Raw genomic sequence first — 15289 nt, forward strand, 5'->3', positions numbered from 1 at the left:
GGCGGATTGCGTCGGTCAACGCACCTCGAAACCCGGGCGCCAGCCAGAAGATCTGCAGGTGCCATTCATGAAGCCATCTGTCCGGGAGCAAAAGTTGCGTCCACAGCGGCAGCGATGGTGTGCCGCAAGGCTTCGAATTCTTCGGTTCCGCGGTGTAGCAGTTGCGCCGTCAGCCCGACCGGGCAAATTCGCCGTCGCTTCTTTCCGCTTTGGTTGCGAGCCTTAAGGTGGCGGCTGCGATTTGCGCCGCAACGAACTCGGCATAGCGGGTGACTTCGAGCAGCCCCATCAGCTCGCCGAACGTGCCGCGGGCGAGGGGACCGGCGACGAAAAGGTTCGGCACCAGTCGGCCGTCGAGATCGATGGCCCGACCGTCCTCCGCCGTCGCAAGCCCGAGACCGACCGCGTCGAGACGCAGGAGGCCCGCCGCATGGAGGCTGCGCGCCGGCTCCGCCGCGATCACGTCGCGATGCGCCGGCCCGGTCGTGTTCACCACGCGGTCGAAGGTCTCGATCCGGGGCGAAGCGGCTCCGCGCTGGCGGAAGACGACCTCGATGCCCGCCAGCGTTTCGCGGGCGGAATGGAGCGAGGCGGCGAACGTCCGGAGCCGGCCTTCCGCAGTCAGCCGATCGAGGACGGCCTCGACCTGCGGCGCGATCCGGAAGCGGTGAACATCCCAGGAGGCGCGTAGCCGGCGCACCAGCCGGCGCTGCTGCGCTTCCGGCAAACCCTGCCAGATGGCACCGCCCTGGTTGCGGACGGCATCCAGCACCGCGTGCCAGCCGACGCCTGCCTCGGCCGCCCGTTCGACCGTTCGTCGGATGCGCCGCAGAAGCGCAAGCGCCGTCGAGGACGGCTCGGCGGCGAAGTCGCCGAACGCCTCGACGGGAAACGGAGAGTGGCCGCGCGAGCGCAGGCCGTGCCTCGACAGCGAGACGATCGGACCGCGATGGCCGAGGCGATCCAGGGTGGCGACCGTGTCCGCCGCGGTGAGGCCGTTGCCGAGCACGAGAACGCGCGCGTCGCGAGGCACGCGGCCGAGCGCGCCGATATCGTAGGGGTCTGCGAGGAAGCCGGGCGCCGTCGCGATCGGACGCAAGGGCTCCGGCACCGCCGGCAGCGGATGCGTCGTCGCGAGAACGAGGATGTCCGCCGCGACCGGCAGTCCGTCGCGAAGACCGATCTCGAACCTGCCGCCGGCGACCCGCGCGACGCGCTCGGCGCGGGTGCGCCGGTGGACGATCCGCCCGTCCGCGAGGAACGGCGCCAGCATGGCGGCGACGTAGCGCGCGAAGACCCGGCGTTGCGGGAAGACGCCCCGCGCCTCGAACGCGGCCGGGTCGTCGTCGGGCAGGTTCGCGGCTTCGAGCCAGCGGGCGAACTGCTCGGGCTCGGCCGAGTCGAGGCTCATCTTCGCCGCCGGCACGTTGATCCGGTGCGCCGGCTCGGGCGTCGAGTAGGCGAGCCCGGCGCCGAGCGTTTCGCGTGGCTCGATCACCATGATTCTGGCGGCATCCCGTCCGATGCGCCGCACCAGATGGTAGGCGACCGCCGCGCCGGTGAAGCCACCGCCGAGAACCACGACGAGCGGTCGCCGCAGCCCGTCGGTCACGACTGGCCGGCGAGCTTCTGTTTCGGCCGCCGGTCGCCGGCGATGGACTCGCCGAAGGGGCCCATGTTCGCCGTCGATCCCCGGGCGGGCAGAGCGTGGGCGAGCGGCAGGCGCGGCAGCACGAGCTCGCCGAAGCGGTAGGCCTCTTCGAGATGCGGGTAGCCGGACATGATGAACGTGTCGATGCCGAGCCGGCGGTATTCGTCGATCCGCTCCGCCACGGTGTCCGGGTCGCCGACGAGAGCCGTTCCCGCCCCGCCGCGCACCAGGCCGACGCCAGCCCAAAGGTTCGGCGAGACTTCCAGCCGGTCGCGCCGCCCGCCGTGCAGCGCGCTCATGCGCGACTGGCCGACCGAGTCCATCCGGGCGAACACCTTCTGCGCCTCGGCGATCGTCGCGTCGTCGAGGCGCGAGATCAATTCGTCCGCCGCTTCCCATGCCTTCGCGTTGGTTTCGCGCACGATGACGTGGAGGCGGATACCGAAGGAGAGCTTGCGGCCTCGACTTTCCGCAAGAGCACGAACCGTGGCAAGTTTTTCCGCCACGAGTGCCGGCGGCTCGCCCCAAGTCAGGTACTTGTCGATTTCGGCCGCCGCGACCTCGTTCGCTTCCGGCGACGAGCCGCCGAAGTAGAGCGGCGGGTAGGGCTGCTGGACGGGCGGGAAGAGCAGGCGGCCGTCGTCGATGTGGAAATGCTTGCCCTTGTGCTCGACGGTTTCACCGGCAAGGACTCGTTTGTAGATGGCGAGGAACTCGCGCGTCACCTCGTAGCGCTCGGCGTGGCTGAGATGAATGCCGTCGCCCCGGTTCTCGGCCGGATCGCCGCCGGTGACGACGTTGATCAGGAGCCTTCCGCCCGAGATGCGGTCGAGCGTCGCAGTCATCCGCGCCGCGAGCGTCGGCGACTGGAGGCCGGGCCGCACCGCCACAAGGAAGCGCAGCCGTTCCGTCATCGGCGCGAGAGCGCTCGCCACCACCCAGGAGTCCTCGCAGGAACGGCCCGTCGGCAGGAGCGCGCCGTAGTAGCCGAGCCCGTCGGCGGCCTGCGCGATCTGGCGCAGATACGGCAGGTCCACAGCGCGGCCGCCCTCGCTGGTCCCGAGATAGCGGCTGTCGCCGTGCGTCGGCAGGAACCAGAGGACGTTGATCCGGTCAGGGGCGTCGGTGGACATCGGCTTCGGTCTCGAATGGAGCGAGAGGGTTGGATCGCGACGGCGGGATCGGCCGCAAACGGCGTCAATCCGGATGAGCGAACCTTCCATAGCGTCCGTGGCTGTAGACGAGGGCATCCATGCCTTCCGCCGTCGCCACCGCCTTGACTGCGCCGAAGACCAGCGCGTGGCTGTGCCGCTCGACGATGTGCTCGACCTCGCAGTCGATCGAAGCCAGCGCCCCGACGAGGACGCCCGCGCCGGTTTCCAGCGTGGTCCAGTCGGCGCCGAGATACCTGTCGGCGCCCTTGACGCCGCCGCGCCCGGCGAAGAGGTCCGCCACGGCCTGCTGGTCAGCGGCGAGCAGGTTGACGCAGTAATGGCCGAAACGGCGGATGATCGGCCAGGTCGAAGACGACAGGTTGATCGAGACCACCATCGTTTCCGGGTCGACGGCCAGCGAATGCGCCGTGGTCACGGTCGCCCCGGTGCGAGACTCGCCAACGCCTGCCGTGACGACCGAGACGCTGCCGACGAGGTGGCGCATCGCCTGCTTCAATCCCTTCTCGTGTCGGACATCCGCCGCTGCGCCGGCAGGAAGGAGCTTCCGTCCGTCGAATTTCGGCACCATCAGGTTCATGCCGTCTTCCTTGTTGACCAGACCGTTCGATCCCGTGCCGGACGCAGCGTACGCCGGCATCCCCGCCGCGCCGAAGAAAGATATACCAATGTTATAGACAATTTCGAACGGCCGTTTCGCCTGCGTACGGTGTTCCGTCGGTTTGTCTTTGGGAATTCGGGGGCTCGAAACCGTCGAGAACGCGGCGTCGTATCGAGCCGCCGTGTTGGGAACCCAGGCCGTAAGAGCAAACGAATCTCGTTCCGGGCAAGGAAACGCGATAATCTACTTTCCGACTGGATTTATTCGCCGGCATGTTGCGAGGGTCCGCTCCCGTAGCACCCCCAACCGACGCAGGTTGCCATGACCGCCCGTATCCTCGCCGCGACCGTCGCCGCCCTCCTGGCGGTCGCCTCTCCCTCGCCGGCCGCGTCGCTGAAGATCGGCGTGACGCCCGGCGCCTATGCGGACTCCGTCGCGGCCGCCGCCGAGGAGGCCAAGTCGCAGGGCCTCGACGTCGAGGTGGTGGAATTCAGCGACTGGACGACGCCGAACGTCGCTTTGGACAACGGCGACATCGACGTCAACTACTTCCAGCACCGGCCTTTCCTCGACAACGCGATCAAGGAGCGCGGCTACGACTTCGCCTCGGCCGGCACGGGGACCCTTGCCAATATCGGCCTCTACTCGCTGAAGCACAAATCCTTCGACGAGATCCCGCAAAACGGGACGGTGGCGATCGCCAACGATCCGGTGAACCAGGGGCGCGGCCTGCTGCTGCTGCAGAAGGCGGGTCTGATCACGCTGAAGGACGGGGTCGGCTTCCACGGCACCTTGGATGACATCGTCGACAACCCGAAGAACCTGTCGTTCACCGAGGTCGAGGGGCCGCAGCTCGTGCGCGTCACCGGCGACGTCGACCTCGCGCTCGGCTATCCGCACTTCATCGTCGCGGCGAAAGCCTTCGATCCGGGCAGCGGCCTCATCTATTCCGGCATCGACGACAAGCAGTTCGCGATCCTCTTCGTGGTGAAGAAGGACCGGGTGGCGGATCCCGACATCGCGAAGTTCGTGCAGATCTATCAGACCTCACTGAGCGTGCGCGAGACGATCGCCAAGGCCTTCGCCAACAACGACAAGCTCTACACGATCGCCTGGACGAATTGAGCGTCCGGCCAGCACGGGAAACGGGAAAGCTCGGATGAGCGACGCGGTCGCAGGCCTCTACCGGGAACGGTTGCCGTCCGACACGGCGCCGGGGCTCGCTCCCGTCGGCTGGGCACGGGCAGGCGCCGCGAACGGTCCAACGCGGCGGTCCGGCACCGTCCGTTTCGAGGGGATCGGCAAGACCTATCGCTCGAAGGCGGGCGAGGTGCGGGCGCTGGAGGCGGTCGACGCTGAAGTCGAGGCGGGCAGCATCTTCGGCATCATCGGGCGCTCGGGTGCCGGCAAGTCCAGCCTGATCCGCCTCGTCAACCGCCTGGAGACGCCGACGGTGGGCCGTGTGCTCGTCGACGGCCAGGATGTCGCCGCTCTCGACGGCGAAGCGCTGATCGGGCTGCGCCGGCGCGTCGGCATGGTGTTCCAGCACTTCAACCTGCTTCAGGCGAAGACCGTCCGGGAGAACGTCGCGCTGCCGCTCCTCGTCGCCGGCGTCGCGCGGGCGGAGCGCGAGCGGCGGGTGGACGCAGCGCTGGCGCTGGTCGGGCTGGACGAGAAGCACGACAGCTACCCGGCGCGGCTGTCCGGCGGGCAGAAGCAGCGCGTCGGCATCGCCCGCGCGCTGGTGAACGATCCCGAGATTCTGCTTTGCGACGAGGCGACCTCGGCGCTCGACCCGGAGACGACCCTGTCGATCCTCGGGCTGCTCCGAGACATCAACCGCCGGCTCGGCCTGACGATCCTGCTCATCACGCACGAGATGAGCGTCATCCGCGAGATCTGCACGAAGGTGCTGGTGCTCGACCGGGGACGCACCGTCGAGACGGGTCCGGTGTGGCAGGTCTTCGGGAACCCTCGACACGAAGCGACGCGCGCGCTTTTGAAACCCCTGACGCGCGGCCTGCCGGAAGACATCGCCGAACGTCTCGGCTCCCGGCCTGCCGGCAACAGCGCCAGCGAGGCGGTCGTGGAATTCTTCTTTGCGGGCGAGCGCGAGCCGGACATCGCCGCCCTTGCCGCTCTTTTCGACGGCCCGATGCGCGTCCTGTCCGCTTCGCTCGACCGCATCGACGGGCGGACACAAGGTCGGCTCCTTGTCGCAGCGCCCCTGCCGGCCGCCGTGCTGCCCGAACGCCCCGAGCTCTTCTCCCAAGCGAAGGTGCTCGGCTATGTCTGAGGCGATGCTCTGGCGGCTCTGGAACGCGCTTCTTGACACGATCACGATGGTCGGCGTTTCGGCGGCGATCGCCGCGGCGGCCGGCGTCCCGATCGCGGTCTTCCTCGTCCTGTCGGGCCCAAGCGGCCTGGTGGAGGCGCCCCGCGCCAACCGCGCCGTCGCGACGCTGATCAACGGTTTCCGCGCGACGCCCTTCATCGTGCTGCTCGTCGCCCTGCTGCCGCTGACGCGGCTCGTCACCGGAACGACGATCGGCGTCTGGGCGGCGATCGTGCCGCTGTCGATCTCCGCGACGCCGTTCTTCGCGCGCATCGCCGAGGTCTCGCTGCGCGAAGTGGACGCCGGCCTCGTCGAGGCGGCGCAGGCGATGGGCTGCCGGCGCTGGCACATCGTGCGCCATGTCCTCCTGCCGGAAGCGCTGCCGGGCCTCGTCGGCGGCTTCACGATCACGGTGGTCACCATGATCGGCGCCTCCGCGATGGCCGGCGCGGTCGGCGCGGGGGGCCTTGGCGACGTCGCGATCCGCTACGGCTACCAGCGCTTCGACACCACCGTCATGCTGGCGGTGATCGCCGTCCTGATCGCGCTCGTCTGCGTCGTGCAGTTCGCAGGCGACGTCGCCGTGCGAAGGCTCAAGGCCCGATGACGGACGCATCCGCCCCCGGCGCCGGCGCGCCCCGCCGCCCGTTGCCGCCGGCCCGGCCGCATCTCGTCCGGAGCGACGCGGAAGCGATCGGGATCGCGGAGCGGCTGGCGGAGGAGGTCGCAGGTGGCGCGTCCGAACGCGACCGCGAACGCCGCCTGCCGTGGGACGAGATCGAGCGCTTCACGGCGAGCGGCCTCGGCGCGATCACCGTGCCGCGGGCTCTTGGCGGCGCCGACGTTTCGTACCGGACGCTCGCCGAGGTCTTCGCGATCCTCTGCGCGGCCGACCCCTCGCTCGGCCAGATCCCGCAGAACCATTTCGGCGTGCTGCAGCTCGTCCGCGAGCTCGGCAGCGAGGCACAGAAGCGCCGCTTCTTCGGGGCGGTGCTCGCGGGCGCCCGCATCGGCAATGCCGGGCCGGAGCGCGGCGGCAGGAAAATCACCGACACGCGCACGCGTCTCCGCCGGACGCCGGAAGGCCTGCGCCTCGACGGGCATCGCTTCTACTCGACCGGCGCGATCTTCGCCCACTGGATACCGACCCGGGCGCTGGACGACGAGGACAAGCCGGTGCAGATTTGGGTCCCGGCCGACGGGCCGGGCGTTTCCGTCGTCGACGACTGGCGGTCTTTCGGCCAGCGCACCACCGCGAGCGGCTCGGTCGTCTTCGAGAGTGTCGCCGTCGAGCCGGACGACGTCGTGCCGATCCATGCCTTCGCCAAGGTTGCGAACCTCATGGGACCGGTCTCGCAGATGATCCAGGCCGCGATCGACCTCGGCATCGCCCGCGCCGCCTTCGCCGACGCCGTCGCCTTCGTTCGGGACCGGGCGCGGCCCTGGATGGACTCGGGGGTCGAGCGGGCCGTCGACGATCCGACGATCCTCCACGGCGTCGGACAGCTCGCGACGAATCTCCACGCGGCCGAGGCGCTGCTCTGGGAAGCGGCCGAGCGGCTGGACGCCATCGCCGCGGCGCCCGTCACCGACGCGTCCAGCGGGGAGGCATCGGTCGCCGTCGCGGAGGCGAAGATCCTGACCACGGAGATCGCGCTCGAAGCCTCGGAGACGCTGTTCGACCTCGCCGGCTCGTCGGCGACCCGCGCCGCCCACGGTCTCGACCGTCACTGGCGCAACGCCCGCGTCCACACGCTGCACGATCCGGTGCGCTGGAAGTTCCATCTTCTCGGCAACCAGCGCCTGAACGGCGTCCTGCCGGCGCGGCACCAGTGGAACTGAGCGTCGCATCATGACGCCGGATTCTGCGCAGCGCCCTGACGAGATGCCGCCCGCCCACGTCGTGCGGACGGACGCGGAAGCCCTGGAGGCGGCGCGACGCCTGGCGGACGGCTTCGCCGGCTCCGCCGCCGCTCGGGACCGGGAACGCCGACTGCCGTGGGAGGAACTCGCTGCCTTCAGCGCGAGCGGTCTCTGGGGCATCACCGTGCCGCGGGACTACGGCGGCGCAGACGTTTCCGCTGGGACCCTCGCCGAAGTGATCGCCGTGATTTCCGAGGCGGACGGTTCGCTCGGCCAGATCCCGCAGAACCATTTCTACGCGCTGGAGGCGCTGCGCGTCGGCGGCAGCGCGGCGCAGAAGCGGGCCTTTTTCGGCCGGGCGCTGGCGGGCGAGCGCTTCGGCAACGCGCTCGCCGAGATCGGGCAGAAGGACTTCGTGCGGCGCACGCGGCTGGCGCGGGACGCAGGCAGCTGGTTCGTCGACGGCGCGAAGTTCTATTGCACGGGTGCGCTCTACGCGCACTGGATCCCGACGCTCGCCGTCGCTGAAGAGGACGGGCGCGCCGTCGCCCATCTCGTCTTCGTGCCCCGCATGGCCGAGGGCGTCACCGTCGCGGACGACTGGGACGGCATCGGCCAACGCGTCACCGGCAGCGGCTCCGTCCGCTTCGATCGGGTCCGCGTCGATCCCGAATGGATCGTGCCCTTCCAGGCCTCGTTCGAGCGGCCGACCGCGATCGGGCCCGTCGCGCAGATCATGCACGCCGCGATCGACCTCGGCCTCGGCCGCGCGGCTTTGCACGACACGCTCCGCTTCGTGCGCGAGCGCGCCCGGCCCTGGATCGACAGCGGCGTCGAGCGGGCGTCCGACGATCCGCTGACGATCGCGCAAGTCGGCGAGGTTTCCGTCCGCCTGCGCGCAGCCGAAGCGCTCGTGCGGCGGGCGGGCCGCTTGGTGGACGCGGCCCGGGGCACGCCGGACGCGGACAGCGTCGCGCGGGCCTCGGTCGCCGTCGCCGAGGCGCGGATCCTGACCACGAAGGCCGGACTCCTCGCGGCAAACAAACTGTTCGAACTCGGCGGCACGTCTTCCACCTTCGCCGACGACAACCACGACCGGCACTGGCGGAACGTGCGCACCCACACGCTGCACGACCCCGTCCGCTGGAAGTATCAGGCCGTCGGCCGCTACCATCTCACCGGCGCGCATCCGCCGCGCCACGGCGCGATATGATGCGCGTTTGCGATCGAACAGCGAGAACGAAGCCATGACCGGACGCCGCGAGATCGTCCTCAACGCGTTCACGATGAACTGCGTCGGCCACATCAACCACGGCCTGTGGACGCACCCGTGCGACCGCTCGGGCGACTACACGAAGCTTTCCTACTGGACCGATCTCGCAAAGACCCTGGAGCGCGGCTTGTTCGACGCCGTGTTCATTGCCGACATCGTCGGGGTCTACGACGTCTACGGCGGGTCGATCGATCTCACGGCCCGCGAGTCGATCCAGCTTCCCGTCAACGAGCCAACGCTGCTCGTGCCGGCTATGGCGGCCGTGACGCGTGATCTCGGCTTCGGGGTGACCGTCAACATCTCGGGCGAGCATCCCTACACCTTCGCCCGGCGCTTCTCGACCCTCGACCACCTGACGGAAGGCCGGATCGGCTGGAACGTCGTCACCGGCTATCTCGACAGCGCGGCGCGCGCCGTTGGTCTCGACGCCATGGTCGAACACGACACGCGCTACGATCGGGCGGACGACTACCTCGCCCTCCTTTACAAGCTTTGGGAGGCGAGCTGGGAGGACGATGCCCTGCGCCGCGACCGCGAGAAGCGCGTCTATGCCGATCCGTCCCGCATCCGCCGGATCGAGCACGACGGCCCGTTCTACCGCTCGAGCGGCGTCCATCTCGCCGAACCCTCGCCGCAGCGCACCCCCGTCATCTTCCAGGCCGGCACGTCGGGGCGGGGCAAGCAGTTCGCCGCGCGCCACGCCGAATGCGTCTTTATCTTCGCGCCCGACAAGGCGACCGCGCGGCGCGTTTCGCGCGGGATCCGCGAGGAGGTCGTGGCGGCTGGCCGCAGGGCGGAGGACGTGAAAGTTATCGCCGGAGTGAGCATCGTCGCGGCGGAGACCGCCGGGGCCGCCCGCGAAAAGTTCGACGATTACGTGCGCCACGCCAGCCCTGAGGCGGGCCTCGCCCATTTCGCCGCCGGCAGCGGCATCGACTTCCAGAGCTACGAGCTCGACGAGGCGATCCCCTACGGTCCGACCAACGCGATCCAGTCGACCACCCAGCTCGCCCGGCAGAGCGGCTTCACCAAGCGCCAGCTCCTCGAACAGCTCGCGCTCGGCGGCCGCTACGCGACGATCGTCGGGACCGGCGACGAGGTGGCGGCGGAAATGCGGTCCTGGATCGAGGAGGGCGAGATCGACGGCTTCAACCTCACCCGCACCGTCGTGCCGGAAAGCTTCGAGGACTTCGTGCGCTTCGTCGTGCCGGCGCTGCAGGAGATCGGGCTGCACAAGGCGGAATACAGGCCAGGATCGCTGCGCCGCAAGCTGTTCGGCGCGGGTGACCGGCTGCCGGAGCGCCACGCGGCAGCCGCCTACCGCTTCCGCGGCGGTGTTCCCGCGCGGTAGCGGCGGATCGCCCGGGAACTCTGCAACAGGTCGGCATCACCACCGGCCGTTCGAGAGCTCACATCGCACCCGATCGGGAACTCGGCCCGTCGACGCAGCCATGAATGGTTCGAAGGCCACACCAATATTCTTCGAACTATCCATCAGATTGGTAGAAAATACCTCAGCGGCCGTCCGCTTTCGCTCTAGCCTGCTCGGACCCGAACCACCGAGCAGCGCCGCCCCGGGCGGCGTTTCTGGCCAAGGAGTCCTCGCCGTGAACCGACGCCGCTTCCTTGGCACCGCCGCCCTAGCGGGCCTCGCCGCGCTCCCCTTCCGCTTCCCGGCCGCTCGGGCCGCTAGCCTCACGCAGTTCAATGTCGGCTTCCAGAAGAACGGTGTGCTCGTGGTCGCGCGCAACCAACGTCTGATCGAGACGGCGCTCGAGCCGCAGGGCGTCGCCGTCAACTGGGTCGAGTTCCAGGCGGGGCCGCCGCTGCTGGAAGCCATGAACGTCGGTTCGATCGACTTCGGCACGACCGGCGACGCGCCGCCGATCTTCGCGCAGGCCGCCGACGCCAACATCGTCTATGCCGCCGCGCTGCCTTCCAAGGGGCGCAACTCGGCGATCCTCGTCCCAAAGGACAGCTCGATCCAGACGCTCGCCGACCTGAAGGGCAAAAAGCTCGCCTTCACCAAAGGGTCGAGCGCCCACAACGTCGCGGTGGTGGCGCTGGAAAAGGCTGGCCTCGGCTATTCCGACGTCGAGCCGGTCTATCTCAGCCCGGCGGACGCGGGCGCGGCCTTCGCCTCCGGGGCGATCGACGCCTGGAGCATCTGGGACCCGTTCTACGCCGGGGCCGAACTGAACCAGGGCGCGCGGGTGCTCGCCAAGGGCGACGACCTGCTCGGCGCGACGAACTCGTTCTTCCTCGCGAACGGCACTTTCGCCAAGGATCACGCCGACGTCCTGAAAAGCGCGATCGGCGCGCTCGGAAAGGCGGGCGACTGGGCGAACGCCAATAAGGACGCCGTCGCCGAGGCCCTCTCAGCCGCGACCGGCGTTCCGGTCGAGATCCAGAAGCTCACCGCCGAGCGCGGCGACTTCACCGTCACGCCGGTCAGCCCTGAGATCGTCGCGACGCAGCAGGCGGTCGCCGACCGCTTCGCCAAGCTCGGCCTCATTCCGGCGCGGATCGACGTTGCCGCGCGGGTCTGGTCCGCGAACCAGAGTTGATGCGGCCGTCCAGGCTCACGGAGTTGCCGCGATGAACAGCCACGCTTTCGTCCAAGACCGTCCGCTCGACTTCTTCTGGTTCCTGCCGACCTCGGGCGACGGCCGGTATCTCGGTTCGGATCGCGGCAACCGCCAGCCCGACAACAGCTACATGCGCGAGATCGCGGTGGCGAGCGACCGGCTCGGCTACGACGGCGTCCTCCTGCCGACCGGGCAGTTCTGCGAGGACTCCTGGATCACCGCCGCCTCCGTCGCGCCGTTCACCGAGCGTCTGCGCTACCTCGTCGCCATCCGCCCCGGCGTCGCGAGCCCCGCGCAATACGCCCGGCAGGCGGCCGCGCTCGACCGCCTCTCGCACGGACGGCTCCTGCTCAACGTCGTGGTGGGGGGCGAGGCGAAGGAACTGGCCGTCGACGGGGTCGGTCTCGGGCACGACGAGCGCTACGCCCACGCCGACGACTTCCTGAAAATCTGGCGCGCGCTGATGGCGGGCGAGAGCGTCGACTTCGAAGGCGACTACCTCTGGGCGAAAGGCGGCGGACAAGTCTTCCCGCCGGTGCAGCTACCCCATCCGCCGCTCTATATCGGCGGCTCCTCGGACGCCGCGATCGAGCTCGCCACCGACCACGTCGAGATGTATCTGACCTGGGGCGAGCCGCCGGCGCAGGTCGCCGAGAAGATCGAGCGCGTTCGGGCCAAGGCGCGGGAGAAGGGCCGGCGGCTCCGCTTCGGCATCCGGCTCCACCTCATCGTCCGCGAAACGGCAACGGAAGCCTGGGCCGAAGCGAACCGGCTGATCTCGCACCTGACCGACGCGTCGATCGCGGCGGCGCAGCAGCGATTGGCCGCCGAAAGCGACAGCGTCGGGCAGCAGCGCATGTCGGCGCTGCACAACGGCCGGCGGGATCGCCTCGAGGTCTCGCCGAACCTCTGGGCCGGCGTCGGGCTCGTCCGCAAGGGCGCCGGCACGGCGCTGGTCGGCGATCCGGAAACGGTGGCGGAGCGCATCCGCGAATATCAGGCGCTCGGCATCGATACGGTGATCGCCTCCGGCTACCCGCACCTGGAGGAAGCCTACCGCGTCGCCGAACTGCTGTTTCCGGCGCTGGGCCACACCGTCGGCGATCGGGGCCGGGCCGGTCCGCAACAGCCGGAAGGCGGACATGCCGGCTTCGCCTCGGAGTCCGGCATCGGCGCGGGCGCCGCCCGGTGAGCGCGCTCGCGGCGCGGCGCGGCGGGTTCGCGGCGGAACGCTTGCTGCCCTTCGCCCTGCCGGCGGCGGTGCTCGTCGCCTGGCAGGTGTCCGCCAGCCTCGGCTGGCTGCCGCGCAACGTCCTGCCGTCGCCGCTCGGCGTCGGGGCGGCCGCGGTGAAGCTCGGCGGCAACGGCCAGCTCTTCGAGCACCTGACCGTCAGCCTCGGGCGGGCGCTCGGCGGGCTGGCGATCGGCGCCTCGATCGGCTTCGCGCTCGGCCTCGCCAACGGCCTGTCGCGGCTGTCGGAAACGGTGCTCGACACGAGCGTCCAGATGGTGCGCAACGTGCCGCATCTGGCGCTCATCCCGCTGGTCATCGTCTGGTTCGGCATCGGCGAGGAAGCCAAGCTCTTCCTGGTCGCGCTCGGCGTATTCTTTCCGATCTACGCGAATACGTTCCACGGCATCCGCTCGGTCGATCCGCAACTGCGCGAGATGGCGCGGGTCTACGGCTTCACCGCGCGCGAGCGGTTCCGCCGCGTCGTGCTGCCGGGGGCGCTGCCTTCGATCCTCGTCGGTCTGCGCTACGCGCTCGGCATCATGTGGCTGACGCTGATCGTCGCCGAAACGATCTCGGCGTCCGCCGGCCTCGGCTACATGGCGATGCAGGGGCGCGAGTTCATGCAGCTCGACGTCGTGGTGCTGGCGATCCTGATCTACGCCGCCCTCGGCAAGCTCGCCGACGTCGTGGTTCGCTTCGCCGAGCGGCGCGTGCTCGCCTGGCACCCGGCCCACGCGCGCTGACGGGAGGAGCGACACGCATGAACGCCATCTCCGCTGCGCCCGGCGCCCTGCGGCTGGACCGCGCGCCGCCGCGTCTCGACGCGGAACCGGACGCCGAACGCCGCACCGCGGCCCGGCAGCGCGCCGGGGCGCGGGCCGGGCCCGGGGATCGGGGCGCGGAGTTGCGCATCTCCGGCGTCGGCAAGCGCTTCGACGATAAAGAGGTCCTGTCCGCCATCGACCTTGCCGCCGCGCCCGGCGAGTTCGTCGCCATCGTCGGGCGGTCGGGCTGCGGGAAGTCGACGCTGCTGCGCCTCGCGCTCGGGCTGGAGTCGGTCGACCGGGGAACGGTGCTGATCGACGGCCGGGCGCCCGATGCGGGCGGCGCGGCGTCGGCGCGCTTCGTGTTTCAGGAGCCGCGCCTGCTTCCCTGGGAGCGGGTCGCGGCGAACGTCGCGCTCGGAGCCCCGCGAGACCGCGCCGCCGCGACCCGCGCCGCGATGGCCGAAGCCGCGCTCGCCGAGGTCGGCCTCGCCGGCCAGGGCGGCGAGCGCCCGGCCGTCTTGTCCGGCGGCCAGCGCCAGCGCGTCGCGCTGGCCAGGGCACTGGTCAGCCGGCCGCGCCTGCTCGCGCTCGACGAGCCGCTCGGCGCCCTCGACGCCCTGACGCGGATCGAGATGCAGGAACTCCTGGAGCGGGTCTGGCAGGCAGAGGGCTTCACGGCGCTGCTCGTCACGCACGACGTCGCGGAAGCGGTGGCGCTCGCCGACCGGGTGCTGGTGATGGAAACCGGCCGGATCGCGCACGAGGAGCGCATCGACCTGCCGCGTCCGCGCCGACACGGCGACGCGGAAGGCGCGGCGATCGAGCGCCGCATCCTCGATCGTCTTCTGGCGAGACGGAAGAGCTGAACGGCTCGGAAGTCGCTCGGGCGACGGCGCTCGGCGGGGCGGGAGCGGTCGCGAACGCACGTCGGACGTTTGCGGACTTAAATACTCGGGACCCGGGTTTGGAGATGTCGAGCGATGTCCCTTGCGGCGCCTTCGAGATCGCGCGTCAGCGATCTGCTCTGGGTCAGGCTCTGCCAGGAGGCCGAGAAGATCCTCCGGAGCGAGCCCGTTCTCGGCGGCTTCGTATACGCCTCGATCCTGGCGCAACCGAGCCTGGAGGCGGCGCTTCTCCACCGCCTCGCCGAGCGACTCGGAACCGCGGCGGGCGGTTTGTCGGAGCAGCTTCTGCAGAAGGTGGTGGCGGGCGACAACTCGTTCGGGCACGCGGTCCGGCTCGACCTTCTGGCCTTCCTCGACCGCGATCCCGCGACGAGCAGCGCGCTGACCCCATTCCTTTATTTCAAGGGGTTCCAAGCGCTGCAGACCCATCGCATCGCTCACGCGCTCTGGAAGGCGGGGCGGCGTGACTTCGCTCTCCACCTGCAGGACAGGGCCTCCGAAGTGTTTCAGGTCGACATCCATCCGGCTGTGCCGATCGGCCTCGGCATCTTCGTCGACCATGCGACCGGCATCTCGGTCGGCGAAACGGCCACGATCGGCGACAACGTCTCGCTTCTGCAGGGCGTCGTCCTGGGGCCGAGCGAAAACGACCGCGCGGGCCGCCATCCGAGGATCGGCAACGGCGTCATGATCGGCGCCGGGGCAAGGATCCTCGGCGGCATCACGGTCGGCCGCTGCTCGCGCGTCGGCGCGGGATCGGTGGTCGTCGAGGACGTGCCGCCGAACGTGACGGTGGCCGGTATCCCCGCCCGCATCGTCGGTAACGCCGGCTGCGCGGAACCCTCGCGCGTCATGGATCAGATGTTCTACGACGTCGGCCTCTGAAGTTCCGCGCCGGTT

At 70.0% G+C, this 15289-nt stretch carries 14 protein-coding genes; 11 read left to right on the top strand and 3 right to left on the bottom strand.

The features are described from left to right. Positions 1-169 precede the first annotated feature (169 nt). The 3 genes from F6X38_RS14520 to F6X38_RS14530 all read right to left on the bottom strand — a co-directional run bounded on the left by F6X38_RS14520 (position 170) and on the right by F6X38_RS14530 (position 3463). A complete protein-coding gene (locus F6X38_RS14520) occupies positions 170-1612 on the bottom strand; it encodes an FAD/NAD(P)-binding protein (protein ID WP_150970748.1) in 1443 nt (480 codons plus the stop codon). Further along, positions 1609-2784 carry an FMNH2-dependent alkanesulfonate monooxygenase gene (ssuD, locus tag F6X38_RS14525; RefSeq protein WP_150970750.1) on the bottom strand — a complete coding sequence of 392 codons (1176 nt, stop codon included), beginning with the start codon at positions 2782-2784 and terminating at the stop codon, positions 1609-1611. Before ssuD (F6X38_RS14525) ends, F6X38_RS14520 begins: the two co-directional genes overlap by 4 nt. A gap of 64 nt (positions 2785-2848) precedes the next feature. Next, positions 2849-3463 (bottom strand): flavin reductase family protein, encoded by a 615-nt coding sequence (locus tag F6X38_RS14530; RefSeq protein ID WP_246191357.1) that lies wholly within the window; start codon positions 3461-3463, stop codon positions 2849-2851. 282 nt (positions 3464-3745) lie between these two features. Here F6X38_RS14530 and F6X38_RS14535 point away from each other — a divergent pair, with 282 nt between their 5' ends. The 11 genes from F6X38_RS14535 to epsC all read left to right on the top strand — a co-directional run bounded on the left by F6X38_RS14535 (position 3746) and on the right by epsC (position 15274). After that, complete coding sequence (locus tag F6X38_RS14535; RefSeq protein ID WP_150970752.1) at positions 3746-4549, top strand: MetQ/NlpA family ABC transporter substrate-binding protein; 804 nt, start codon at positions 3746-3748, stop codon at positions 4547-4549. A gap of 34 nt (positions 4550-4583) precedes the next feature. Continuing rightward, entirely contained in the window at positions 4584-5720 is a 1137-nt protein-coding gene (locus F6X38_RS14540; protein ID WP_150970754.1) for a methionine ABC transporter ATP-binding protein, read from the top strand. Continuing rightward, positions 5713-6366, top strand: a complete 654-nt coding sequence (locus F6X38_RS14545) for a methionine ABC transporter permease (RefSeq protein ID WP_150970756.1) — start codon at positions 5713-5715, stop codon at positions 6364-6366. Before F6X38_RS14540 ends, F6X38_RS14545 begins: the two co-directional genes overlap by 8 nt. Beyond that, positions 6363-7601, top strand: coding sequence for an SfnB family sulfur acquisition oxidoreductase (locus F6X38_RS14550; RefSeq protein WP_150970758.1), 1239 nt, complete (start codon positions 6363-6365; stop codon positions 7599-7601). The genes F6X38_RS14545 and F6X38_RS14550 overlap by 4 nt, the downstream gene beginning before the upstream one ends. Positions 7602-7611: 10 nt before the next feature. After that, entirely contained in the window at positions 7612-8835 is a 1224-nt protein-coding gene (locus F6X38_RS14555) for an SfnB family sulfur acquisition oxidoreductase (protein ID WP_150970760.1), read from the top strand. Between the two features lie 34 nt (positions 8836-8869). After that, positions 8870-10246 carry an LLM class flavin-dependent oxidoreductase gene (locus F6X38_RS14560; RefSeq protein ID WP_150970762.1) on the top strand — a complete coding sequence of 459 codons (1377 nt, stop codon included), beginning with the start codon at positions 8870-8872 and terminating at the stop codon, positions 10244-10246. Positions 10247-10502: 256 nt separating this feature from the next. Further along, positions 10503-11462 (top strand): sulfonate ABC transporter substrate-binding protein, encoded by a 960-nt coding sequence (locus F6X38_RS14565; protein WP_150970764.1) that lies wholly within the window; start codon positions 10503-10505, stop codon positions 11460-11462. A 31-nt stretch (positions 11463-11493) separates the two neighbouring features. Further along, positions 11494-12675, top strand: coding sequence for an FMNH2-dependent alkanesulfonate monooxygenase (ssuD, locus tag F6X38_RS14570; RefSeq protein WP_150970765.1), 1182 nt, complete (start codon positions 11494-11496; stop codon positions 12673-12675). Continuing rightward, a complete protein-coding gene (locus F6X38_RS14575; protein WP_150970767.1) occupies positions 12672-13460 on the top strand; it encodes an ABC transporter permease subunit in 789 nt (262 codons plus the stop codon). The genes ssuD (F6X38_RS14570) and F6X38_RS14575 overlap by 4 nt, the downstream gene beginning before the upstream one ends. Before the next feature lie 17 nt (positions 13461-13477). Next, positions 13478-14350, top strand: coding sequence for an ABC transporter ATP-binding protein (locus F6X38_RS14580; protein WP_150970769.1), 873 nt, complete (start codon positions 13478-13480; stop codon positions 14348-14350). 114 nt (positions 14351-14464) lie between these two features. Then, positions 14465-15274, top strand: a complete 810-nt coding sequence (gene epsC, locus F6X38_RS14585; RefSeq protein ID WP_150970771.1) for a serine O-acetyltransferase EpsC — start codon at positions 14465-14467, stop codon at positions 15272-15274. Positions 15275-15289: the final 15 nt, after the last annotated feature.

The organism is Plantimonas leprariae (assembly GCF_008802405.1).
GTDB classification, from domain to species: domain Bacteria; phylum Pseudomonadota; class Alphaproteobacteria; order Rhizobiales; family Rhizobiaceae; genus Plantimonas; species Plantimonas leprariae.